Origin of the sequence: Streptomyces sp. NPDC059828 (assembly GCF_042731955.1) — a bacterium.
Lineage (GTDB): Bacteria > Actinomycetota > Actinomycetes > Streptomycetales > Streptomycetaceae > Streptomyces.
In genome coordinates this window covers 1-22,535 of sequence record NZ_JBHWIW010000025.1, presented here as the reverse complement: position 1 = coordinate 22,535, position 22,535 = coordinate 1, and the positions used below count along the sequence as shown (strand labels likewise).

23 protein-coding genes and 1 pseudogene are annotated in these 22,535 nt (G+C 72.0%); 12 read left to right on the top strand and 12 right to left on the bottom strand.

All coding sequences use genetic code 11. The annotated features are described in order from the left end of the window. Positions 1-92: 92 nt before the first annotated feature. Positions 93-968, top strand: coding sequence for a formate dehydrogenase accessory sulfurtransferase FdhD (gene fdhD, locus ACFV6V_RS17085; RefSeq protein WP_385565319.1), 876 nt, complete (start codon positions 93-95; stop codon positions 966-968). Positions 969-995: 27 nt separating this feature from the next. Here the strand turns inward: fdhD and ACFV6V_RS17080 are convergent, their stop codons facing one another. Continuing rightward, complete coding sequence (locus ACFV6V_RS17080; RefSeq protein ID WP_385565317.1) at positions 996-1,427, bottom strand: (2Fe-2S) ferredoxin domain-containing protein; 432 nt, start codon at positions 1,425-1,427, stop codon at positions 996-998. After that, positions 1,403-2,521, bottom strand: coding sequence for a bile acid:sodium symporter family protein (locus tag ACFV6V_RS17075; protein WP_385565314.1), 1,119 nt, complete (start codon positions 2,519-2,521; stop codon positions 1,403-1,405). The genes ACFV6V_RS17080 and ACFV6V_RS17075 overlap by 25 nt, the downstream gene beginning before the upstream one ends. A gap of 160 nt (positions 2,522-2,681) precedes the next feature. Here ACFV6V_RS17075 and ACFV6V_RS17070 point away from each other — a divergent pair, with 160 nt between their 5' ends. From ACFV6V_RS17070 to ACFV6V_RS17045, 6 genes are all read left to right on the top strand, one after another. Further along, positions 2,682-3,575 carry a LysR substrate-binding domain-containing protein gene (locus ACFV6V_RS17070; RefSeq protein ID WP_385565491.1) on the top strand — a complete coding sequence of 298 codons (894 nt, stop codon included), beginning with the start codon at positions 2,682-2,684 and terminating at the stop codon, positions 3,573-3,575. Between the two features lie 286 nt (positions 3,576-3,861). Beyond that, entirely contained in the window at positions 3,862-5,661 is a 1,800-nt protein-coding gene (locus ACFV6V_RS17065) for an AMP-dependent synthetase/ligase (protein WP_385565311.1), read from the top strand. Positions 5,662-5,815: 154 nt separating this feature from the next. Next, positions 5,816-6,652: an aldo/keto reductase gene (locus ACFV6V_RS17060; RefSeq protein ID WP_385565310.1), complete on the top strand. Its 837-nt coding sequence runs from the start codon at positions 5,816-5,818 to the stop codon at positions 6,650-6,652. Positions 6,653-6,752: 100 nt separating this feature from the next. Beyond that, positions 6,753-7,658, top strand: coding sequence for a LysR family transcriptional regulator (locus ACFV6V_RS17055; protein WP_385565307.1), 906 nt, complete (start codon positions 6,753-6,755; stop codon positions 7,656-7,658). Positions 7,659-7,746: 88 nt separating this feature from the next. Continuing rightward, positions 7,747-8,319 (top strand): cysteine dioxygenase, encoded by a 573-nt coding sequence (locus tag ACFV6V_RS17050; RefSeq protein WP_385565305.1) that lies wholly within the window; start codon positions 7,747-7,749, stop codon positions 8,317-8,319. A 92-nt stretch (positions 8,320-8,411) separates the two neighbouring features. Further along, positions 8,412-9,560 (top strand): YeiH family protein, encoded by a 1,149-nt coding sequence (locus ACFV6V_RS17045; protein ID WP_385565488.1) that lies wholly within the window; start codon positions 8,412-8,414, stop codon positions 9,558-9,560. Here ACFV6V_RS17045 and ACFV6V_RS17040 read toward each other — a convergent pair. The 3 genes and pseudogenes from ACFV6V_RS17040 to ACFV6V_RS17030 all read right to left on the bottom strand — a co-directional run bounded on the left by ACFV6V_RS17040 (position 9,557) and on the right by ACFV6V_RS17030 (position 11,710). Further along, positions 9,557-10,480, bottom strand: coding sequence for a class I SAM-dependent methyltransferase (locus tag ACFV6V_RS17040; RefSeq protein ID WP_385565302.1), 924 nt, complete (start codon positions 10,478-10,480; stop codon positions 9,557-9,559). The two genes, ACFV6V_RS17045 and ACFV6V_RS17040, sit on opposite strands and share 4 nt — an antisense overlap. A 100-nt stretch (positions 10,481-10,580) precedes the next feature. Then, positions 10,581-11,296, bottom strand: a pseudogene (locus ACFV6V_RS17035) (class I SAM-dependent methyltransferase). A gap of 108 nt (positions 11,297-11,404) precedes the next feature. Continuing rightward, positions 11,405-11,710, bottom strand: a complete 306-nt coding sequence (locus ACFV6V_RS17030; protein ID WP_385565299.1) for a 4a-hydroxytetrahydrobiopterin dehydratase — start codon at positions 11,708-11,710, stop codon at positions 11,405-11,407. Positions 11,711-11,760: 50 nt separating this feature from the next. On the opposite strand from ACFV6V_RS17030, the gene ACFV6V_RS17025 reads away from it, so the two are divergent. Continuing rightward, on the top strand, positions 11,761-12,600 hold the full coding sequence (locus tag ACFV6V_RS17025; protein ID WP_385565297.1) for a helix-turn-helix domain-containing protein: 840 nt from the start codon (positions 11,761-11,763) through the stop codon (positions 12,598-12,600). Between the two features lie 73 nt (positions 12,601-12,673). Here the strand turns inward: ACFV6V_RS17025 and ACFV6V_RS17020 are convergent, their stop codons facing one another. The 4 genes from ACFV6V_RS17020 to ACFV6V_RS17005 form a co-directional block, all read right to left on the bottom strand. After that, the gene (locus tag ACFV6V_RS17020) at positions 12,674-12,871 is read right to left on the bottom strand and encodes a hypothetical protein (protein WP_385565294.1); all 198 of its coding nucleotides are present in this window, start codon (positions 12,869-12,871) and stop codon (positions 12,674-12,676) included. 96 nt (positions 12,872-12,967) lie between these two features. After that, a complete protein-coding gene (locus ACFV6V_RS17015) occupies positions 12,968-13,315 on the bottom strand; it encodes a hypothetical protein (RefSeq protein ID WP_385565292.1) in 348 nt (115 codons plus the stop codon). Between the two features lie 90 nt (positions 13,316-13,405). Then, positions 13,406-15,538 carry an alkaline phosphatase family protein gene (locus ACFV6V_RS17010; RefSeq protein ID WP_385565486.1) on the bottom strand — a complete coding sequence of 711 codons (2,133 nt, stop codon included), beginning with the start codon at positions 15,536-15,538 and terminating at the stop codon, positions 13,406-13,408. Between the two features lie 175 nt (positions 15,539-15,713). Beyond that, a complete protein-coding gene (locus tag ACFV6V_RS17005; protein WP_385565289.1) occupies positions 15,714-16,157 on the bottom strand; it encodes a hypothetical protein in 444 nt (147 codons plus the stop codon). Positions 16,158-16,399: 242 nt separating this feature from the next. Between ACFV6V_RS17005 and ACFV6V_RS17000 the strand changes: the two genes are divergently transcribed. Together ACFV6V_RS17000 and ACFV6V_RS16995 are read left to right on the top strand one after the other, a co-directional pair. Then, the gene (locus ACFV6V_RS17000; RefSeq protein WP_385565287.1) at positions 16,400-17,173 is read left to right on the top strand and encodes an MBL fold metallo-hydrolase; all 774 of its coding nucleotides are present in this window, start codon (positions 16,400-16,402) and stop codon (positions 17,171-17,173) included. Positions 17,174-17,221: 48 nt separating this feature from the next. Next, positions 17,222-17,875, top strand: coding sequence for a DedA family protein (locus ACFV6V_RS16995; protein WP_385565284.1), 654 nt, complete (start codon positions 17,222-17,224; stop codon positions 17,873-17,875). Here the strand turns inward: ACFV6V_RS16995 and ACFV6V_RS16990 are convergent, their stop codons facing one another. The 3 genes from ACFV6V_RS16990 to ACFV6V_RS16980 form a co-directional block, all read right to left on the bottom strand. Continuing rightward, positions 17,876-19,057: an MBL fold metallo-hydrolase gene (locus tag ACFV6V_RS16990; RefSeq protein ID WP_385565281.1), complete on the bottom strand. Its 1,182-nt coding sequence runs from the start codon at positions 19,055-19,057 to the stop codon at positions 17,876-17,878. 100 nt (positions 19,058-19,157) lie between these two features. Beyond that, the gene (locus ACFV6V_RS16985) at positions 19,158-20,378 is read right to left on the bottom strand and encodes an aminotransferase class I/II-fold pyridoxal phosphate-dependent enzyme (protein WP_385565278.1); all 1,221 of its coding nucleotides are present in this window, start codon (positions 20,376-20,378) and stop codon (positions 19,158-19,160) included. A 69-nt stretch (positions 20,379-20,447) separates the two neighbouring features. After that, positions 20,448-21,074 (bottom strand): TIGR03086 family metal-binding protein, encoded by a 627-nt coding sequence (locus tag ACFV6V_RS16980; protein ID WP_385565276.1) that lies wholly within the window; start codon positions 21,072-21,074, stop codon positions 20,448-20,450. A gap of 190 nt (positions 21,075-21,264) precedes the next feature. Here ACFV6V_RS16980 and ACFV6V_RS16975 point away from each other — a divergent pair, with 190 nt between their 5' ends. After that, positions 21,265-22,083 carry a class I SAM-dependent methyltransferase gene (locus ACFV6V_RS16975; protein ID WP_385565273.1) on the top strand — a complete coding sequence of 273 codons (819 nt, stop codon included), beginning with the start codon at positions 21,265-21,267 and terminating at the stop codon, positions 22,081-22,083. A gap of 66 nt (positions 22,084-22,149) precedes the next feature. Continuing rightward, entirely contained in the window at positions 22,150-22,503 is a 354-nt protein-coding gene (locus ACFV6V_RS16970) for a VOC family protein (protein ID WP_385565270.1), read from the top strand. Positions 22,504-22,535 lie beyond the last annotated feature (32 nt).

The following is a 22,535-nucleotide window of genomic DNA, read 5'->3' as shown; positions in this document are numbered from 1 at the left end:
GCCGTACGGGTACGAGGTCCGCGGCTGCGGAACCCCTCCGGGACAATGGGACCGCCGAGTCCACCGCACGCACAGAATCGGGACTGATCATCATGGGACGGGTCACCGAGCGCCGCCGCACGATCCGGGTCCGGGACGGGGCGGTGTCCGTCCGGCCGGACACCCTGGTCTCCGAGGAGCCCATGGAGATCCGGCTGAACGGCCGCCCGCTGGCCATCACGATGCGCACGCCGGGTGACGACTTCGCGCTCGCGGCGGGCTTCCTGGTCAGCGAGGGTGTGCTCGGTGCGGCGGAGGACATCAGGTCGATCGTCTACTGCGCGGGCGCGGAGCCGAATCCGTCCCTGGAGGCGCCGGGCGGGGGCGCGAACACCTACAACGTCGTCGACGTCCAGCTCGCGCCCGGTGTCCCGGTGCCGGACATCACGCTGGAACGCAATGTCTACACCACGTCGTCCTGCGGTCTGTGCGGCAAGGCCAGCCTCGACGCCGTCCGCACCGCCACCCGCTTCCCGATCGGCGGCGCCTCCTCGCTCGCTCCCCCGCTCCGTGTCGAACCGGCCCTCCTGGCCCGGCTCCCCGGGCGGCTGCGGGAGGCCCAGCGGGTCTTCGACCGGACCGGCGGGCTCCACGCGGCCGCCCTGTTCTCGGAGGACGGCGACATGCTGGACATCCGTGAGGACGTCGGGCGGCACAACGCCGTGGACAAGCTGGTCGGCCGTGCGTTGCGCGAGGGCATGCTGCCGCTGTCCCGAATGATCCTGCTGGTCTCCGGGCGGGCGTCGTTCGAGCTGGCGCAGAAGGCGGTGATGGCCGGGATTCCGGTGCTGGCGGCCGTCTCCGCACCCTCCTCGCTGGCCGTGGACCTGGCCCTGGAGACCGGTCTCACCCTGGTCGGCTTCCTGCGCGGCCCCGACATGAACGTGTACGCGGGCGAGGAGCGCATCGCGCTTCCCTCGTGGGTGTGACGGTGTGGGGTGTGAGGGTCCCTTTCGTCAGCGGGCAGCGCGGGGGCTGGGCGCAGGCGGTGTGATGAGCTGGAGCTCGAGGGTGGAGGAGGGTTCGGCAAGGCCCGGCCCACCCGCCTCGGCCCAGGCGAGCACGTCGTCGGTCGCTTCGTCGTCGAGCACCCAGCCCACCCACACGGGGCGTGCGCCTTCGGACCTGGCGGCCGCCGAGGGCTGCACGACCACCACATTGGCCTGCCCGCAAGGACCGAGGCACTCGCTCGTGCGGACTGCGAAGCGGCCTTCCGACGCGGCTGCCGCCTCGCGCAGCCGGCGGACCTGTGCCTCGTGGTCGGTTCCCGGGTGCTTCCCGGCGTCACCGCAGCAGCAGCCACGGCAGACCACCAGGGTGCAGGGGCGTGCCGCCCTGGGGGCGGGAGCGCCGACGGCGCAGGCTATCTGGGATCCGAGTGCGGGCATGACCGCACGCTATCGCCCCGGACGGGGAGTTGACGGCGCGGGCCACCCGGCCGTTCGCGCTGTCCGGGGGCCGGCTGGCCGGGCAGGGCCGCAGATCCCGGACAGGACCCGTGAGGGTGACCGGCCCTCCGTTTCGCGATCACCGCACAGACCATCAACTGCATCTGGTGGAACAGCATCAGCGGCAGCACCGCCAGCCCCGCGTGCGCGCCGAAGAGCACACTCGCCATCGGGAGCCCGGTGGCGAGGCTCTTCTTGGAGCCCGCGAACTGGATCGCGGTGCGGTCACCGCGGCCGAAGCCGAGCCGCTTCGGGACGTACCAGGTCAGCGTCAGCACCACGGCGAGCAGCGCCGCTTCGACGAGCAGCAGCGCACCCAGCCGCACCGTGGTGACCTGGTGCCAGACGCCCGCGACCATGCCCTCGCTGAAGGCCGCGTACACGACGAGCAGGATCGAACCCCGGTCCACCAGGCCGAACTTCTTCCTGTGCCGTGCCACGAAGCCAACTGTCCAGCGGCGCGAAAGCTGTCCGGCGAGGAACGGCAGCAGCAGTTGCACCACGATCCTGAGCAGTGCGTCCGTGGAGAAGCCACCCGCCTGGTGCCCGAGGAGGAGCGCTGCCAGCAGGGGGGTGAGCAGGATTCCGGCGAGGCTGGAGAAGGAGCCCGCGCAGATTGCGGCGGGCACATTGCCGCGGGCTATCGAGGTGAACGCGATAGAGGACTGGACCGTCGACGGGACCAGGCAGAGGAACAGCACCCCCGTGTAGAGCTGCGGAGTCAGCAGCCACGGAACCAGTCCCCGCGCGGCGAGCCCGAGCAGCGGGAAGAGCAGGAACGTCGAGGCCAGTACGGTCACGTGCAGCCGCCAGTGCCGCAGGCCGTCCAGCGCCTCACGGGTGGACAGCCGCGCCCCGTAGAGGAAGAACAGCAGTCCTACGGCGCCCGTGGCTGCCCCCTCGGCGACGGTGGCCGCCGCACCGGAGGCGGGCAGCAGTGCCGCCAGCAGCACAGTGGCCAGCAGTGCCGACAGAAACGGGTCGAGCGGCAGCCAGGCGGGCAGGCGCGGCGGGAGCGGAATACGGCGGCTCATATGCTCCCTGGCTCCCTGGGCTCTCGCGGGGTCGGCGCGGCTCGCGTACCGGCGTGGGAGGCCGGCGTGTCCGGTGCCCTCCATCGTCACCGCCGGACGGGCGATCGGGAATCCCGCATTCCGGACTGACGGTCATCACGGTTCGCGATGAGCCCGTAGCCTGAGAAGCGTGTACGACCCGGTCCATCTGCGCACATTCCTCGCCGTTGCGCAGACGCTGAGCTTCACCCAGGCCGCCCGGCGGCTCGGCGTGCGGCAGTCGACCGTGAGCCAGCATGTGCGCAGGCTGGAGGTTGCCGCCGGCCGCCAGCTCTTCACCCGGGACACCCACAGCGTGCGGCTCACCGAGGACGGCGAGGCGATGGTGGGCTTCGCCCGGACGATCCTGGACGCACAGGAACGCGCCGCCGCCTACTTCACCGGCAACCGGCCGCGGGGACGGCTGCGCTTCGGGGCCTCCGAGGACTTCGTGCTCAGCCGGCTGCCCGAGATCCTCAGGACGTTCCGCCGTGAGCACCCGGAGGTCGATCTGGAGCTCACGGTCGCACTGTCCGGCACGCTCCACCGACAGCTCGACGCGGGCCGGCTCGATCTCGTGCTCGCCAAGCGGGCATCGGGCGGCGGGCACGGTGAGCTCGTGTGGCGGGACACGCTGAGCTGGATCGGTGCGCCCCGGCTGAGTCCCGACCCGGACCGCCCCGTACCTTTGATCGTCTTCCCTCCGCCGGGGATCACCCGGGCCCGGGCCCTGGAAGCCCTCCATTCGCACGGCCGGGCCTGGCGCGTCGTGTGTACGAGCACCAGTCTCAGCGCGCTGATCGCGGCGGCCCGGGCGGAGCTCGGTGTGATGGCCCATACCCGCGGACTGGTCCCGCCCGGTCTGGAACCGGTCCCGGCCAGGGCGGGACTGCCCGAGCTGGGCGATGTGGACTTCGTGCTGCTCCACGGCCACCGGCCGGGCGCGTCCCGTGGCACCCGGGAGGCCGCCGACGCGCTCGCCGCCTCGATCCTCGCGGGCGGCGACCGGCTGCACCGTCCTGAGCCCCCGCTGTGAGGGGCGCTCGCACGGGGTCGCTCGCTCGACCTCAGGCCCGCGTAGAGCGGGCGTGTTCTCCACGTACAGATTCGGTGTAGATTACCGGCACCCTCCTGTGCTCTTTGGGCTCAGCGTTGCTCAACGCTCCCTCATATGGCCGGATATGAACGGCTGACCAGCAGCGATGCGAAATGTGCCGACTTGCTGGAGCCCCTCCCCAGCGGCCTCGCGGTGGGGTACCGTCACCGGCGCTGTGCGGAGCGCCACAAGGAGCAGGTCATTGCGTGAGTTCACGGTTCCACCCTTGGCGATGGCACCACCTGTCGGCGGGCTGGCGGATGCCGTGTTCGATCACGCCCGAACGGAGCCCGACCGTGTGGCACTCAGCCGCAAGGACGACGAGGGCCAGTGGCGCGATGTGACGTCCGCGGAGTTCCGCGACGAGGTGCTGGCCATCGCGAAGGGACTGCTCGCGGAGGGCGTGCGGTTCGGCGACCGGGTCGCGATCATGTGCCGTACGCGCTACGAGTGGACGCTGTTCGACTTCGCGCTGTGGACGGTCGGCGCCCACAGCGTGCCCATCTACCCCACCTCGTCCGCCGAGCAGGTCTTCTGGATGCTGCACGACGCCGAGGTGTCCGCCTGCGTGGTCGAGCAAGAGGACCACGCCATGACCATCGGGTCGGTCATCGACCGGCTCCCGCAGCTGAAGCGGCTGTGGCAGCTGGACCAGTCCGCCGTGGCCGAGCTGATGGCGGCGGGAGAGCACATGGACGAGGAGGTGGTGCAACGGCACCGCCGGGCGGTGACTCCCGAGTCGGTGGCGACCATCATCTACACCTCGGGGACGACGGGCCGCCCCAAGGGCTGTGTGATCACCCACGCGAACTTCATGTACGAGACCGACACCCTGATCGGGCGCTGGGAACCGGTCTTCCACTCCAAGCCCGGCGACGAGCCGGCCACCCTGCTCTTTCTGCCGCTCGCCCATGTCTTCGGCCGCATGGTGGAGGTCGCGGCGATCCGCGGACGGGTCAGGATGGGCCATCAGCCGGTGCTCCAGGCCAGTGCGCTGCTGCCGGACCTGGCGTCGTTCCGGCCGACGTTCATCCTCGCCGTTCCGTACATCTTCGAGAAGGTCTACAACGCCGCGCGGCGCAAGGCGGAGGCCGACGGCAAGTCCGGTCCGTTCGACAAGGCCGTCGATGTGGCGGTGCGCTACGCGGAGGCGCAGGAACACCGGGCCTTCGGGCTCGGCCCAGGGCCGTCGGCGACCCTCAGGATGCAGCACCAGTTCTTCGAGAAGGTCGTCTACCAGAAGGTCCGTGACGCCATGGGCGGCCGGGTACGGCACGCCATGTCCGGCGGCTCGGGCATGGACCGGCGGCTCGGCCTGTTCTTCGAAGGCGCCGGGGTGACCATCTTCGAGGGCTACGGACTCACCGAGTCGACCGCCGCCGCGACCGCGAATCCCCCCGAGCGCACCAAGTACGGCACGGTGGGGCTGCCCATCCCCGGTACGACGCTCCATATCGCCGATGACGGTGAAGTGTTGGTGCACGGCGGCCAGGTGTTCTCCGGCTACCTCAATGATCCGAAGTCGACCGACGCGGTGCTGAACGAGGGCTGGCTGGCCACCGGGGACCTCGGCTCGCTGGACGAGGACGGCTATCTGACGATCACCGGGCGCAAGAAGGAGATCCTGGTGACCTCCGGCGGCAAGAGCGTGTCGCCGGTGGGCCTCGAGGAGCGGGTCAGAGCACATCCGCTGGTCGCCCAGTGCATCGTGGTCGGCAATGACCGACCGTTCATCGCGGCACTGGTCACCGTGGACCAGGAGGCCGTCGAGCACTGGCTGGCCATGCACAACAGGGCCCCGCTGCCGGCGGTCGATCTGGTGCGCGACCCCGATCTGGAGATGGAGATCCGGCGTGCGGTGGTGGCCGCCAACACCATGGTGTCGCAGGCGGAGTCCATTCGGACGTTCCGGATACTGGCGCATCCGTTCAGTGAGGAGCACGGGCTGCTGACCCCGTCGCTGAAGCTGAAGCGCAAGGCCATCGAGACGGCCTACGCGGCCGAGGTGAACGCCCTCTACGGCTGAGACCGCTGTGGACCCATGAGGCCCGATGAGGACCGCTGAGGACCGAGGGCGCCCGCTCGGAATCTCATCGTCCGGTTGTTCGTTGTCCCCACAGCGGCTCCGAGCAACCGAGCTGCGTGAAAGCCTCAGAACACAACGTAAGGATCGACTGGTCGTGAGCATGGTCCCCTCCCTCACTCTGAACAACGGCGTGCCGATGCCGCAGCTCGGTTTCGGCGTCTGGCAGGTACCGGACGACGAGGCGGCCAAGGTCGTCGCCACGGCCCTGGAAGCCGGGTACCGCAGCATCGACACGGCGGCCATCTACGAGAACGAGAAGGGCACCGGCCGGGCGCTGACCACCTCCGGGATCGCCCGCGACGAGCTCTTCGTCACCACCAAGCTCTGGAACAGCGAGCAGGGCTACGACGCGACACTCCGCGCCTTCGACGCCTCGCTGGAGCGGCTGGGTCTCGAGTACGTCGATCTGTATCTGATCCACTGGCCGGTACCGGCCAAGAACGCGTATGTGGACACCTACAAGGCCTTCGAGAAGCTGCTCGCGGAGGGGCGCGCCAAGGCGATCGGCGTATCCAACTTCCTCCCCGAGCACCTGGAGCGGTTGCTCGGCGAAACCTCGGTCGTGCCCGCCGTGAACCAGATCGAGCTGCACCCCCAACTCCAGCAGGCGGAGTCCCGCGCCCTGCATGCCAAGCACGGCATCGCCACCGAGGCCTGGTCACCACTGGGCTCCGGGCGCGGCCTTCTCGATGTGCCCACCATCGTCGCCATCGCCCGCAAACACGGGCGCACTCCGGCCCAAGCCGTCCTGCGCTGGCACCTTCAGATGGGCAATGTCGTGATCCCCAAGTCCGTGACCCCCTCCCGGATCCAGGAGAACATCGACATCCTGGACTTCGAGCTGGACGCGGACGACCTGGCCGCCTTCGCCGCGCTCGACGAGAACCGGCGCCTGGGGCCGGACCCGGACACGTTCACCATGGGAGCGTAGGCCCTACCGGGCAGCATCAGTCGATTTCGGACGTGAATGGCTCAAACGGTACGCATCGCACCCCTCTTTCACGGCTCCAATTTCCGCTTATGCTTTCACCGTGTTCGACTCCCGGTACATCAAGACCTTCCATGAGGTGGTGAGCACCGGCTCCTATTCGGCGGCCGCGCGTGCGCTCGGCTTCACCCAGCCGGCGGTCAGCCAGCAGATGAAGGCACTCGAACGGGATGTCGGCACCCCGCTGTTCACCCGGGTCGGCCGGGGCATCAGGCTCACCGAGGCCGGGGAGGCGCTCAGGCGCCACGCAGGAACGATCCTCGGCAGTCTCTCGGTGGCCCAGCAGCAGATAGACGCCATCGCGAGGCTCCGGTCCGGGCGTGTGGCGGTGTGCGCCTTCCCCAGCGCGGGAGCCACTGTCCTCCCGGAGGTCATGGCCCGGCTGACCTCCGAACACCCCGGGATACGGGTGGAGCTGGTGGAGAGTGAACCACCCGAGTCACTGCGGATGGTCGCCCAGGGCGAGTGCGACATCAGCCTGGCCTTCAGCTATCCGGGCCAGCCCGCCGAGGTCCCTGAGGAACTCGCCGAGATCCGGCTGCTCGAGGACCCCCTCACGGTGCTGCTGCCCACGGGGCATCCGCTCGCTCGGCGCCGAACCGTGCGGCTGGCCGACCTGGCGCACGAGCGCTGGATCGCGGGGTGTCTGCGCTGCCGCGCCCACTTCCTGCAAGCCTGTGCCGAAGAAGGCTTCACCCCCGATATCGCCTGCACCACGGACGACAACCTCGTGTTGCAGAGCCTGGTGGCGGCCGGGGTCGGCATCGCCGTGGTTCCGGCGCTGGTGCTGTCCTTCCTCTGCCATGAGAAGGTCACCGGGCGGATCGTGGAGCCTCACGCCCGCCGTCAGATCTCCGCGTACGCGCTGCGCGATCATATGCGGATACCGGCAACGGCTCTGGTGCTCGACCAGCTCAAGGCCGTGGCGGAGGGAAGGACCGGTTGCTGAGCGGGCGGGGCATCCATAAGCGATTTCTTGAGGCATAGCTACCAACCCTCCTTGGACGTGCGGAGCTCATCAGGCGGACGCTGCGTCCATGACCCCTGCGAACACGGCCACCGCCACCGCTCCACCATCCCGGATCACCGCGCCCCTGCGCGAGCTCGTGGCAGGAATACGCCAAACCGTCCAGCGGGGTCTGGCACCGGAGCCCACCGCGCAGTTGGTGGCGGAGCGGCTCGCGCCCTACCTGGGCCGGCCCGATCTGCTCCTCTCCGAGCAGTGCGAGGGCGACACCGAGTGCTACCGGCAGCATGTGCTGCACGCCGAGAGCGACGGGAGCTTCTCCCTGGTGGCGCTGGTCTGGCTGCCCGGCCAGGTCACGTCGATCCATGACCATGTCTCCTGGTGTGTGACCGGGGTCCACGAGGGCGAGGAGTACGAGCGCCGCTACCGCCTCGTCCCGCACGACACCACGGCCCGGCTGATCGCCACGGAGGACGTGGTGAACCCGCGCGGCGCGGTCGCCGCCTTCGCCCCGCCCGGGGACATCCATCTCGTGCGCAACTCCGGTACGGGCAAGGCGATTTCCCTGCATGTCTACGGAGCCGACGTCTCCCGCCTGGGCAGCAGCATCCGGCGTGTCTACGACCTGCCGGCCGACCGGTGAAGGCCGTCGCCGGCTCAAGCACGCGCGACGCCACCCCCGCGGCCCACGTGGCTCCCGACGTCCCCGCGGGCCGCTTGGCCCCCGAGACCCGCATCTCCCCCCGACACCTCAGGCCCCCCGGGGGCGGGGCGGACCGGGCGGCGGCGGCAGAGCCGGCCCAGGGGCGTGCCGCAGGTCCCGGACCGGCGCCTGCCCCGCACCCTGACCCGGCAGCACCCACCCCGGCTCCTGACTCCGCGCCCACCCCGGGCCCCGTCCGCAGACTCGCCCCCGGACTCGGGCTCGCAGCAGCCGGTGTGGGCACGGCCTGGCTGGTACACCTCGCGCTGCCCGCCGTACCGATGCTCACCGCCGCGGTCGTCCTGGGCATAGCCGCCGCGCACACCCCCTGGCTGCGCACCCGCATCAGGGGCGGGTGCCGCCCTGGGCTCACCGTGGCGGCGAAGAGGCTGATGCGCACCGGCATCGTCCTGCTCGGTCTGAAGCTGGCCCTGGGTGATGTGCTGGCGCTGGGCTGGGCGACGGTCGTCATGGTGTTCGGCGTGGTGGCCGCCACCTTCTGCGGCACCTGGTGGCTGGGCCGCCGACTAGGCCTGCCCGGCGATCAGCCGTTGCTGATCGCCACCGGGTACTCCATCTGTGGTGCGTCCGCGATCGGCGCGGTGAGCGCGGTGAACGACAGCGACGAGGACGACGTGGTCACCTCGGTAGCCCTGGTGACCTTGTGCGGCACCCTCGCCATCGCCGTACTGCCTTTGCTGCACGGCCCATTGGGCCTGACCGACGCCGAGTTCGGACGCTGGGTGGGCGCGGGCGTGCACGATGTGGGCCAGGTGGTCGCCACCGCCCAGACCGCGGGTACGGACGCGCTGGGCGAGGCCGTACTGGTCAAACTGATGCGTGTGGCCATGCTGGCCCCCCTGGTCGCGGCGATCGCGGTCGCCGCGCGCCGGCGCGGCCGGACCACCGCCGCCGCGGGGCGCCCCCCACTGGTGCCGCTGTTCGTCCTCGGCTTCCTCGCCATGGTGGTGCTGCGCACCACCGGGCTGCTGCCCGCGGACGCCCTGGCGGCCGCGGGCAGGGCCCAGGAACTGCTGCTGGCCGCCGCGCTGTTCGGGCTGGGCAGCGCCGTTCACCTGCCGTCGCTGACCCGGACCGGACTGCGGATCGCCGGGGTGGGGCTGACCGCCTGGGTGCTCATCGCGGCGGCTTCCTACGCGGGGGTGCTGCTGACGGCCTAGCGCCCGATTTCCGACCTGGCCGTGTGCACCGTGCGGGCCGCGAGCAGGAACGGGTCAGCGCGGTGCATGAACCCCTGCTCGTCGTCCGGATCCAGCAAACGGTCAAGGACCGCCAGGTCGTCGCCGTCCAGCCGCCCCTCCACGACGGAGCGCAGCCAGGAGAACGCGGAGACCAGCTGCTCACGCTGGGCGGCGGTGAGCGGCGCCGGGATGTCGAGAAGGAACGAGCGGCTGCGCGCGTCCGTCAGGCCCGCGGCGGCGAGCAGCGCGGGCCAGTGCTCCACCTCGGCCTTGTAGCCGGGCAGCGCCGCCCGCATCTCTTCGAACCAGATGCTGCTTGCCGCGTCGATGCGGGCTTCCAGGCCGGGTCGCCCGATGCCGATGTCACGGGGCAGATGCCGTGCCTGGAGCCCGCCCTCGAGGACGGCGAGCAGCCCTCCAGGGCGCAGCCGCCCCGCGAAGACCTCCATCGCTGCGCGCTGGTCGCCCATGTGGTGGACCGAGTTCCCGGCCCAGATGAGGTCGGCCGTGCCCAGTTCGTCGAGGCCGCCGGGCGCTTCGGCGACATGCACCCGCACGCGCTCGCCGAGACCGTTGCGGGCGGCCCGGGTGAGGGCACGGTCCAGGAGTTGTGGCGTGGCGTCCACCGCCACGACCTCGGCTTCCGGGAACGCCTCGGCGAGCAGGCAGGTCAGCACCCCGGGCCCGCTGCCGATGTCGAAGACACGGCGCACATCCCGGGCCGGGAGCTGTTCGCGGACCCAGGCCGCGGCTTGTGCCGAGAGGGGCCGATGCATTTCGGCGCCGCTTTCCAGGACCGGGGCGAGAGCGTCCCAGTCGATGTCGGCGGTGTGGCCACCGCTGCCGGAGGAGCCGTGGTGGTCGCGGTGGTCCTGGTGGTGATGCCGGTGAGAGCTCATGGGGTCAGGGTGCGTCGTGTACCGGGCTCACGGCGAGCTTCTTTGCGGTTGCGGCAAAAAGGTCGTCACGGTGGTCGAGGCGGGGGCCGAACCACCGCCGTCACCGACCGGTTCGGCACCCACCCGGCGCAGGGCGAGGCGCCTCCGTGTCGGCAAGCGCGGACAGCCGGGTGGCGAGCGCGTCGGCGACCGCGCCCCGGGCCGTGAGGGGGGACGCGTACTCGCCCCGCAGCAGCGCCTGCGCGGTGCGGCGCGGTGAGCGGCCCTGCCCATGTCCGGTGAAGTGTGCGGACCCGGCCGGGACGAGGCCGTGCGCCGCGCCGAACGCCGCGATGCGGTCGGCCCGGTCGGACGCCTCCGTCGTGCGGTACGGCTCCAGCAGGGCGTCGATGTCGCACCCCACGTCGTGCCCGGCGTCCTTGTCGACGGTGGTGACGAACACCCCGCCGGGCCGCAGGACCCGCGCCGCTTCGGCGACGACCGCCCGCGCGTCCCGTACCAGGTGCAGCAGCCAGACCGCGCTCACCGCGTCGGCGGAAGCCGTGGGCAACGGCAGTCGGCGCACATCGGCGAGGACCACGCCGCCCACCGCGAGGCGGCGATCCGGGTCATTCCGGCCGATGAGTCGGCGCCGAACACCCGCAGCCCGGGGCGGCGCAGCCGCTCGGTGACCAGGCCGGTGCCGCACCCGATGTCGAGCAGCGACCCCGCACCGGCCGGAATCAGGGAGAGCACGGCAGCGGCGGCGGCAGCCGCACGGGGCTCTCCACCCCGCGTGGCGTCGTAGGCGGCCGCCTCCCGGTCGTAGTCGAGCAGCGTGTCCCGGCAGGGACCGGAGCCGGTTCCGGACCTTGCTCCCGGAGCGGCTCCGGGAACGTCCTCGGTCACGGAGGCGGTCGCGGGCTCATGGACCTGCGGCACCGGTCAGCTCGCTCCGTGGCTCGGGGCCACGGCCTCGACGCGCTGGGCGAGGGCGAAGTCGTGCACGGTGATGGCGCCGCCCGCGTCATGCGTGTTCACAGTGAGGTTGACGGTGTTGTAGCCGAGGGTGAGATCCGAGTGGTGGTTGAGCTCCTCCTGGATCTGCGCCACATGTACGACGAGCGCTGTCGCCGCGAAGTGGTTGCCGAGCCGGTAGGTACGGGCGATCCGGTCGCCTTCCTGGGACCAGCCGGGCAGTTCGCGCAGCCTGTCCTCGATCTCCTTCTGTGACAACGGCTCTGCGGGCATGAGACCGACTCCCTCCGGGTGCTGTCTGAGAGCGACGATAACGTTGACATATGACGACTGTCGCGCCTGACACGGGGGCGGGGCCGCTGCTGCGCGGTTGGCGCCAACGACGCAAGGTGAGTCAGCTGGAGCTCGCCCTGCGGGCCGGTTCCTCCGCTCGGCACATCAGTTTCATCGAGACCGGGCGGTCCCGGCCCAGCGAGGACATGGTCCTGAAGCTCGCCGAGCACCTGGACGTACCCGTCCGCGACCGCAATGCCCTGCTGCTCGCGGCTGGTTACGCGCCGAGGTACGCGCGGACACCGCTGGACGACCCGGCGCTGGACCCTCTTCGCGGGGGCCTGGAACGACTGCTCGCGGGCTACGAACCGTATCCGGCGCTCGTCGTCGACGGGACGTATGCCGTGGTGGCGGCCAACCGGGGGATCACCATGCTGCTCGACGGCCTCCCCGCGCATGTCCTCGCCGCCCCGCTGAACGCCATGCGCGTCACCCTCCACCCGGAGGGCCTCGCTCCGCGGATCCGCAATCTTCGCGCCTGGCGCGGGCATCTGCTGGACCAGATGGAACGCCAACTGGCCCTGGCGCGATCCGGGGCGCTGCGCGAGGTGTACGAGGAGGTCGCCGCGTACCCGCTGCCGGAGTCGTACGCGGACGACGCCGATGAGCGCGAGCTGGACCGGGACGACCGCGTGGGCGAGGGCGAGGCCCGGTACGCACCCTTCGCACTGCCGCTGCGCATCGAGCACGGCGGCACGGTGCTGTCTTTCGTGTCCTCGATCGCCACGTTCAACACCCCTATGGATCTGACCGTCGCCGAACTGGCCATCGAGACCCTGCTCCCCGCCGATGCGGCGACGGTGAAGTACCTGCAGTCCCTGAGGCCGTAGCACCCGCCCGGGGCGAGCCGGGCGGGTGCGGTGTCCGGGAACGGGTACGGGTACGGAGGCGGGGACGGACCGGTCAGCTGGGCGAGCCGCCCGACGGAGGCCGGCCGTCCCCGTCGGTGGCCCGGGCCCGAGCGGGCTCGGTGGCTGTGCCCCTGGCCGAAGGCTTCCGCTCGGCCGACGCGGCGTCCTCGCGGAGGCTCTCCGGCAGATCTGTGCGGGCGACCTCGGCGCGGACCATGGCGTTCAGGGCTGCGAAGGCGTCGATGGGCATGGCTGTGCTCCCTGCGGGTGATGGCGAGTGCTTGATGGGTGGTCAGCCGGGAGCGATGCGGCGGCACAGGGGTGCCGTCGGGCCGCTCGGGCCCCCTCAGCAGCGCAGGACCAGGGATCTCGACGCATCGGGCGTGGGTGGCGCGGCCGCGGGAAGCACCGCGCCCGGCGGAGCGGAGTGCGGCGGTACCGCGGTCAGCGGTACGGCTCGGGGCCCGGCGACGCCGCGCCGTTCGGTCCGTCGCACGGGCAGCGGCAGGTCCGGCTCGGCGATGTGCTGTGCCGCCTCACCCGGGGCCTCCGCGGGGATGGACGAGGCCGGTGCGGGGCCGTCCGGGCCCCGTGCCGCCGCTGCCCCGGTCGCCGGTGCACCGAGCAGCGCGACGATCGCCGTCAGGACGACGATCGCGGCACGAACGGCGGCACAGCGCGCGGCACGGTTCACGGGCACAACCTCCTGCACCTGCCACATGTGCCCACCGACCGGCCCCGGTGCTGCGCCCCTGCGTCCGATGCACCCCCATGAGCTACCGCGTTAGGCCGGCTGCCCCTCGTCCGCCTCTCCCGCCGATCCCGGCGCTTCGGTGAGCGGCACCTGGGGGCCGTGTGCCTCGCCCAGGGCCTCCCTGAGCCAGCGTCGCAGCACCAGGTGCACCTGCTCGGCGCCCACCGGTTCCCCGCCGTCCGCGACCGGCTCGGACAGATCGTGCGGCGACAGCAGGAAGGGGTACGACTGCTCGCCGCCGAGCCCGCCGTGTGAGCCGATCTGCTCCTCGAAGGCGTGCACCCGGCCGCTTCCAGGGTCGTGGCTCGAGTTGACCATGATGTCGGCGACATGGGGGAAGGTGTCCGTGCGACGGATCGAGTCGGCCGCGCCCGGGCCGAAGGCGGCCAGCGGCCCGGTGCCGTCGAGCCTGCTCAGTGGCAGTTCCGCCCCGCCCGGTCCCAGCACCACGGAGCCGTCCCGTTCGCCGTGCACCAGCAGGAATCCGATGCCGGGGTGGTTGGCGAGGGTCCGCAGCAGGCCCGGGTGGCGACGGTCGATCTGCTCCCGGCTGAGACGTCCCGGGACGTCGGGGAAGGAGATGAGCCCGAGGTTGCCCGAGGCGAGGACCACGGGTTCGGACCGTGCGCCTCCCGGCTGCCCCTCCCCCGTCTCCCGGTAACCGGCGTCACCGCCGGCATCGATGTGTGCGCCGTCCGCACCATCTGCGCTGTCTGCGCTGTCTGCGCTGTTCCCGGGACGTCGGTGCAGCGCGCCGCGCAGTGCGTCGCGGGCGGCGTCGCGGGCCTCCGCGCCGCTCGGGGTGCGTCCGGCGCGACGCGAGACGGGCAGCCCGCAGCCGGCTCTGACGAGGTCCTTGAGGGTGAGTCCGTAGGCCCCCGCGAACGTCTCACCCGGGCTCTGACCGTGATCGGAGAGCAGCACGATCCGATAGGCGCGGGGGGCGTGCGCCGCGACCTTGGCGATCAGTGCGATGGACCGGTCGATCCGCTCCAGCACCTTCGTGGCGTCCCGGCTGTGGGGTCCCGAGTGGTGGGCGACCTCGTCGTAGGCGACGAGGTCGGCGTAGACGGCGGTACGGCCGGCCAGCATGTCCCCGATCACCGCGGCGACCACGACGTCCCGTTCGACCACGGTCGCGAAGGCCCTGATGAAGGGGTAGAGCCCGCCGCGACCGACGCGCGGCCGGTCGCCGCGCAGCCGGGAGCGGACCGACTGGCCGACTTCGCGCACGACTTCGGCGACGAAGGAGACCGCGGTGCGGACGGCGTTGGCGGGGTCCGAGAAGTAGGCGAAGTAACCAGCCCGGGACCGGTTGGCACGGCCGCGGCGGGCGGCCACGGACAGCACCAGCGCCAGCTGGTCGGCCCCGCCGCTGAACAGATTGCCGCGGCTCGCGCCGTCCACGCTGAGCAGGCCCGCGTCCCGGGTGCGGTCGACGGCCCTGCGCTGGAGCTCGGCGGCGCTCGCGGGGCGGTTGCTCACCATGACCCGGCCGGTGTCCTTCTCGTACCAGCGGAACCCGGGGACGTCATGGTTGGAGCCGTGCAGGATGCCGAGCTGGCTGGCACCGGTCTGGCTGGACCAGTCGGTGCGCCAACGCGTGAGGCGGTGTGTGGAATCGAGCCAGCGGGCCACGGTGGGCATCTGCCCGTCGTCGACGGCCCCCCGCAGGACGGTGTGCCCGACCCCGTCGAGTTGCAGGAACACCGTGCCGGGCGGGACATCGCCCCCGATCCGTTCCCCGTGGCGCCGCCGTCTCCGGTGGGCGAGGCGCGAGAGACGCCGGCGGTAGGCGTTGTCGTCCCCGACGGCGAGTGCGGTGGAGGTGGCGGAGGCGACGGCGGACATGACGGCGGCGACCACCACCGCGGTCCGGGGGTCGGCCGCGCCGCGGCCGTCGGGGATCAGCCAGAGGGCGAACAGCAGCAGGGAGCCGTTGAGGAAGAACACCAGCAGCCCGAGCACCAGCGCGGGCACGAGCAGCAGCGCCCGTACGGCCAGCGGCCATACGAGGGCGCTGAGCAGGCCGAACGCACCCGCGCCCAGGGCGGCGGTGATCGCCGTCCGGGTGATGCTGTCCCCGCCGGGGGACTGCAGCTGGAAGTCCGGGAGGATTCCGGCCAGGGCGAGCAGGGTGAGCGTGGACACCGCCCACACCACGACCACCCGCAGCAGGGCGCTGCCCGCGGCCCGCCAGGACCGCTCGCCGGTACGCCGACCACCCGTACGCCGCTCGTTCGCACGCCGCTCGCTGGCGTGTCCCTCGCCCACGCGCTGTTCGCCCACGCGCCGTCACTGCCTCTCGCGTTCTCCTGCCTTCCAGCGTCGCAAAAAGTCAGCAGCCGTCGTAGCCGGCGGTGGGCATGGACATCCTGCGGTGCACACTCGCCTTCACCGCCGCGTCGTAGACCGGTTCGTCCAGCCCCGTGGTCTCCAGGCGCACCCCGCGCCGCTCGCATTCGGCCGAGAACTCCCGCACCGAGGTCACCGCTCGGGCCAGCACCCGGTCGTTGGGGGCGACGAAAAGGTCCACCAGCCCGGCGTCGACGTCGGCCCACAGCACCCCGTGGTCGGGGCGCAGCCCGTAGAACAGCAGCTCCCGGGTGACGACATGGCCCTTGTTCGCGGCCCAGTGGGCGCACATGGCGTGCTGGCTGCGGGTGTCCACGAGGAAGGGGTCGCCGTCCAGCTCTTCGAGCGGGGTCAGGCTGGCGATCGATGCCGCACGCAGCAGACGGTGCCGTCCGGAGTCCGGTGAGCCGTCCGGTGCCTGCCCCATGAACCGATCCCACCCGTCCCCACGCCCTGTGCGGCGTGCTCTCCGTGCAGCATGCCAATTGTTGAAGCCGACCCTACTGCCGAGTCCACGGCGCAGGGGAGGCGCACACCGGCGCTCGCCACGGCTGTCCGCACCCCCGTGTGCCCCCGAACCCCACCGGATGCGCCTGAGCGCCTACGCTCGTAGCGGAGTTTCGGAGGACGCGGAGGCAAGGACCGAAAGGCGAGCCGAGGAGGCGGTACGTGCCGATGGAGGTCACCTGGTGGGGTCACGCCACCTGCACCGTCGAGGACTCCGGGGTCCGGGTGCTCACCGACCCGCTGTTCGTGAGCAGGCTTGCGCATCTGCGACGCCGGCGCGGGGCCGTACCCCCGCCCGAGGCCGCGGTCGCCGAGGCGGTACTGGTCTCACATCTGCACTCGGACCACCTGCATCTGCCGTCGCTGGCCAGACTCGCGCCCGGGACCCGGCTGATCGTGCCGCGCGGTGCGCTCCGCTCGGTGCCCGGTCTGCGCCGGCTGGTCGGACTGCTCATCACGGAGGTGGGCCCGGACGACGAGGTGATCGTGGACGCGTTGCGCGTACGGGCCGTCCCGGCGCTGCACGACGGCCGGCGGTTGCCGTTCGGCCCGCATCGCTCCCCCGCTCTCGGCTATGTGATCCGGGGCGAGGCCCGGACGTACTTCGCGGGTGACACCGGGCTGTTCGACGGGATGGCGGACGCGGTGGGACCGATCGATGTGGCACTGCTGCCGGTGGGCGGCTGGGGACCGTTCCTGGGGCACGGCCATCTGAACCCGGACCGGGCGGCACGGGCGCTCGCCGCCCTCGTACCGCGCGCGGCGGTGCCGGTGCACTACGGCACGTACTGGCCGATCGGGCTGGACGCGGTCCGGCCCCACGAGTTCCACTCCCCGGGCGACGAGTTCGCCCGTAAGGCAGCGCGGCTGGCGCCTCAGGTGGCGGTGCACCGGCTGGGGCACGGCGAGAGCGTCAGGCCGGCGACCGGCCGATGACGACGGTGGACGATGACCGAGGTGGACCGGTGTGACGGAGGTGGGGCGATGACGTTCCAGGAGGCGATCAGGGCGCTGCCTCCCGGCTCGACGCAGCAGGCCGTGGGCTATCCGTCGCTGTATCTGCTGGTGGCGCTCGGTGCGCTGGTTCCGGTGATTCCGACGGGGGCGATCGTGAGTTCGGCGGCGGTGGTGGCGTTCCACCAGTCGCTGCCGTTCGCACTGCTGGCGGTGTTCCTGGTGTCGGCGATCGCGGCGTTCACCGGGGACATCGCCCTCTACTGGCTGGGGAAGCGCGGGCTCGGCTCCCGTAACGGTTCCCGCTGGCTGGAGGCGCTTCGGCAGCGTGCGGCGCCGGAGCGGCTCGCACAGGCGCAACGAGGCCTTGAAGAGCGCCGGGTGACGGTGCTGGTGCTGTCGCGGCTGGTGCCGGCCGGTCGTATCCCGGTGATGCTGGCATGTCTGCTGGCGAGGATGCCGCTGCGGGGCTTCGCGCGGGGCGACGCACCGGCGTGCCTGGCGTGGGCGGCGACGTACGGGCTCATCGGGATCCTCGGGGGCTCCCTGTTCCCCGAGCCGTGGCAGGGGGTGGTGGCGGCGGTGGGGCTGACCGTGCTGATCAGCGGGGCGCCCGCAGTGTGGCACAGGCTGCGACGCGGGCGGGGGCGCGGTCCTTCGGGCGGTCAGGAGGCGGGACCGTGATCAGGCCTTGGCCAGCAGCCGCGAGCCGCCGACCGGCAGGTTCCAGAGCCGTTCGCGCGGCAGACCGGTGTGCTCCCAAGCGGCCAGCAGCCGTCTGAGCGGCTCCAGCACGGGCTCCGCCGACAGCACGAAGGTCGCCCAGTGCATCGGCGCCATGTTCCGGGCACCCAGATCGGTGAAGGCCTGCACGGCCTCCTCGGGGTCGGTGTGCACGGTGCTGAGCCACCAGCGCGGCGCATAGGCTCCGATCGGCAGCAGGGCCAGGTCGATGTCCGGGTGGCGGCTGCCGATCTCCTTGAACCAGTGGCCGTATCCGGTGTCCCCCGCGAAATACACCCGCCGGCCCCGCTGATCGGTGAGGACCCAGCCGCCCCACAGCGAGCGGCAGGTGTCCGTGAGCGTGCGCTTGGACCAGTGGTGCGCGGGGACGAAGTCGAAGCGGACCGCTCCCCCGTCCGGGGACGGCACCTCGGCCGCCTCCCACCAGTCGAGCTCCGTCACCCGGCTGAACCTGCGCCGCCGGAACCAGCGGCCGAGTCCGGCCGGGACGAACACGGGGGTGCGTTTGGGGAGGCGGGCGATGGTAGGGGCGTCCAGATGGTCGTAGTGGTTGTGGCTGATGACCACCGCGTCGACGGGCGGCAGGTCTTCCCAGCGGACTCCCACCGGGGTGAGCCTGGCCGGGGTACCGAGAATTCTGCGGGACCACACGGGGTCGGTGAGCACGGTCAGGCCACCGATCGCGATCACCCAACTGGCGTGGCCCGCCCAGGTGACCGCCACGGTCCCGCGATCGGCCGCGGGCAGCGGAGCCGGGGCGAACGGCAGCTGCGGGATGTCGGCGAGCCCCGCCGCTGCCGGCCGCAGTGCGCCCTCCCTGGCGAGCTTGGCCAGGGCCCGCACGCCGGGGAGCGGGGCGGTCAGCCGGCCCGCGAAGGAGCGGGGCCAGCGGCGGGTGAACCCGAGTGGCCGAAGCCGGCCGGCGGATCCGGGGGCCGGCGCGGTGGGGGTTGTGTTCGTGGTTGCGGTCAAGGGTGCCCCGGAGCCGGTGCCGGTATCACCGCCGGACCCGGTGCGCGAGGGCGCGGGCCGCGATACGGCCGTGGCCGGTGCGCCCCGGTGCCCCGCCGGGCGGTCGGGGTCGTTCGCGAGGTCGGTCGGGGGCTCCGGGTGGTCGCTCATCTGGGGCTCCGTTCGGCGCGGGTGGTGCTCGTGGTTCGCGGCGGTGTCAAGCGGAGTGGGTTCAGCGGGCTGGTTCGGCGGCCGGTACGGCGGGATCGGTTCAGCGGAGTTCGTCGAAGGCCGCTCCGAATCGGGACAACGCATGGGCCACATGGGGCAGTTCCAGTGGACGTTCCGCGGCGAGTGCGCTCAGGCGTTCCTCGGGGGTCTCACCGAGCAGCGGCCCCGTGCCCAGTCGTACGCGGAGGGCACCGAGTTCGTCGCCGAAGCGGTGGCCTCCCGGTGACAGGGCGCCGAGGCGGGCGCTCAGGTAGTCCTCGAGTTCCATGGAGTCGGTGACGCCGCGCGCCGCCAGACGAGCACGCAGGGGGCCGAGGTCGGCATACAGATGCCGGCCCGCCTGCGGGGGCCGTGCGAGTGCACCGGAGACGAGGACCGCGTGGTGGGCCGCCGCCGCGACCTGGGCGTGGAGGGCGGCTGCGCGGACGGCCCGGGTGGTGACGGGCCCGGGCTCGCCGAGGGCGTGCGCTGCGGCCTCCGCCACCGGGCCCGGGACGAACGCCCCCAGCGCGGTGAGGATGTCGAGCACCCTGGCCCGCTGCGCCGCCGCGGGCTCGGTGGACGGAAAGCGGGCCACCGCTACCGGCCATGCCGCGGGAGTGAGGGCGCCCGACAGGTCGCTGATGATGGTCACGTCGTCGGGGCACATCTCGGCGGGGCTCAGCAGCACCCGCTCGTGGGGATGGTGCAGCGTGTCCCGCCAGGTCTCGTCGCTGATGATGTGCATGCCCTCGTCGACCGCGGCCTCGCACGCCTCGCGGACCAGCTCCGGCGGGGCGACCGTGGCCGTCGGGTCGTCGGCGACGGACAGCAGCAGGACGTTCGGTGTACCACCCTCGGCCCGCACCCTGCGCACCGTCTCCAGCAGGGCGTACGGGTCCGGCACTCCCCCGCACTCCGCTGGCGTGGGCACATGGAAGGCGGGCCGCCCGAGCAGCCGTACCTGCGGTGTCCACCAGGCGGGGCACGGCCGGGGCATCAGCACATCGCCGCCGTGCGCGGCCAGCAGGGCGAGGAGCAGGGGCTGCACGCCCGGTGCGGCCGCGACGTCCTCCGGATGGCTGCGCAGTCCGCGCCGCCACCAGTAGCCGACGGCCGCCTCCCGCAGCACCGGTCCCCCGCCCGGTGGCTCGGGAGTCGACGTACGCCCGGCCGCTGCCGCGAGCACCCCGGCGAGCTCGGGCAGCACGGGTAGACCCGGTTCCGGCGCATGCGGGCCGTATCGGACCGGTCCGTGGTCCTCCGGAGCCGTCCGCCGCATGGGCCCACCTCCCGTGCTCGCGCCCGGGAACACCGCCCGGCTCACGTGTCGACAAAGGCCATGTGCCCTTTATACGGAGGTTCCGCCCGCGCCGCCGCTCCGGTCGGCCCATTCACGTGACCAGGGCTCGCGTCCGAGCAGGCAGAGAAGTTTCGTCTGGGCGTCCGCATCCGGTGGGGGCTTGACGGCGGGCGCGAACAGGCCGCTCCTGGCCAGCCCCGTGGCGTAGGGGGCGACCTCGCGGGCGGTGAAGGCGACCAGCTCGTCCGGGAGGGTCTCGTCCGCGCCGATGGCCCGGGACAGGTCCCAGGTGTGCACGGTGGCGTCGGCCACCATCTGCGCGCAGTACGCGGTGGCAGGGCGCTCGCCGTATGACAGCACCACCGTCCGCGCCAGTGCCCCCGGCCCGTTGAAGGCGGCTTTCGCGGCCGAGGCCGCCCGGTCCCAGGTGACGGCCGGATGTGCACCGAGAACGTCGCCGTCGAACGCGTCAGGGGCCTCCGCGGTGCCCCGGCCTTCGACCACCAGAGCCGGCACCCACAGCTGTTCTGCGGTCAGATGGTTCACCAGGTCCCGGACCGTCCACTCGGCGCACGGAGTCGCGTCGTCCCACTGGTCGGCCCGTACGGCGTGCACCCGGTCCGTGAAGAGCGCGAGCGCATCGGAGTGCCGGTCCAGAAGAGCGTGGGTGTCCATGGCGTCCACTCTGCGCCCGCACGGGAGCGGGCGCGAACGGTCGGCGGACATCCCCGCATACGTCCACATGGCAAGACGCCTATCTCATGATTCGACTTCGGAGGCGTACCGTGGTGATGTGGCCGCCCTGGCGCGACACGGCGCCAAGACGGCCCGGACACAACCGACTTGAGGGAATGGGAGCGCGACCATGGCCAAGAGCACCGCTGCCACCGCCGTCTACACCCACGGGCACCACGAATCGGTGCTCCGCTCGCACCGCAGCCGCACGGCCGCGAACTCCGCCGCGTATCTGGTGCCCGAGCTGAGGCCCGGACTCGACGTCCTGGACGTGGGCTGCGGGCCGGGCACGATCACGGCGGATCTGGCCGCGCTGGTCGCGCCCGGGGTGGTCACGGCCGTGGACAGCGAGCCGGGGATCCTGGGCGCGGCCCGTGCGGTGGCCTCTGAGCGCGGCCAGGACAACATCGGCTTCGCGGTCGCCGATGTCCACGTACTGGACTTCCCTGACGACTCCTTCGACGTCGTGCACGCCCATCAGGTGCTCCAGCATGTCGCCGACCCGGTGCGCGCTCTGACCGAGATGCGACGGGTGTGCCGGCCCGGCGGGCTCGTCGCCGTCCGGGACAGCGACTACGGCGCGTTCAGCTGGTATCCGGAGGTGCCGGGTCTCGACCGCTGGCTGGAGCTGTACCAGCAGGTGGCCCGGGCGAACGGCGGGGAGCCCGACGCGGGCCGCAGGCTGTACTCCTGGGCCCGCGCGGCGGGCTTCACCGACATCACGGCCACGGCCGCGGCCTGGTGCTTCGTCACGGCCGATGAACGCTCCTGGTGGAGCCGCCTCTGGGCGGACCGTACGACGCAGTCGGGCTATGCCCGGCTGGCCGTCGACGGGGGCCATACGAGCACCGAGGAGCTGACGGCCATCGCCGGTGCCTGGCGGGAGTGGGGACGCCGGGACGGCGCATGGTTCGGCGTCCCGCACGGCGAGCTGCTCTGCCGCGCCTGAGCCCGTCCCGGCGGCACCGGGGATCACCGATCACCTCGCGGGAGATGCCCAACTACCCTTGCGTGTATGGAAATCTTCGGAAGCACACTACGCATCTACGTCGATGACCTGGAGGCCGCGTCCGACTTCTACGAACGTCTCACCGGAGCCACCGCGCTGCGGTTCGAGCGCGGTGGCGTATCCGTCGCCGCGGTGAGCTGCTTCCTCCTGATGAGCGGCCCGAAGGAGGAGCTCGATGTGCTCCGCAAGGTCGCCGCGACCATCGCGGTGGACGACGTGGACCAGGCTCATGCCGCCCTGAGCGCGGCGGGCGCCGACATCATCGCGGGTCCGGTGCCGACACCCGTGGGCCGCAACCTCATCGCGCTGCATCCGGACGGCTCGGTGTTCGAGTACGTCGACCGTAGGCCGGCCGTGTAGCAGGGGCGGCCGCGGAGCGCGCGGCATGACGG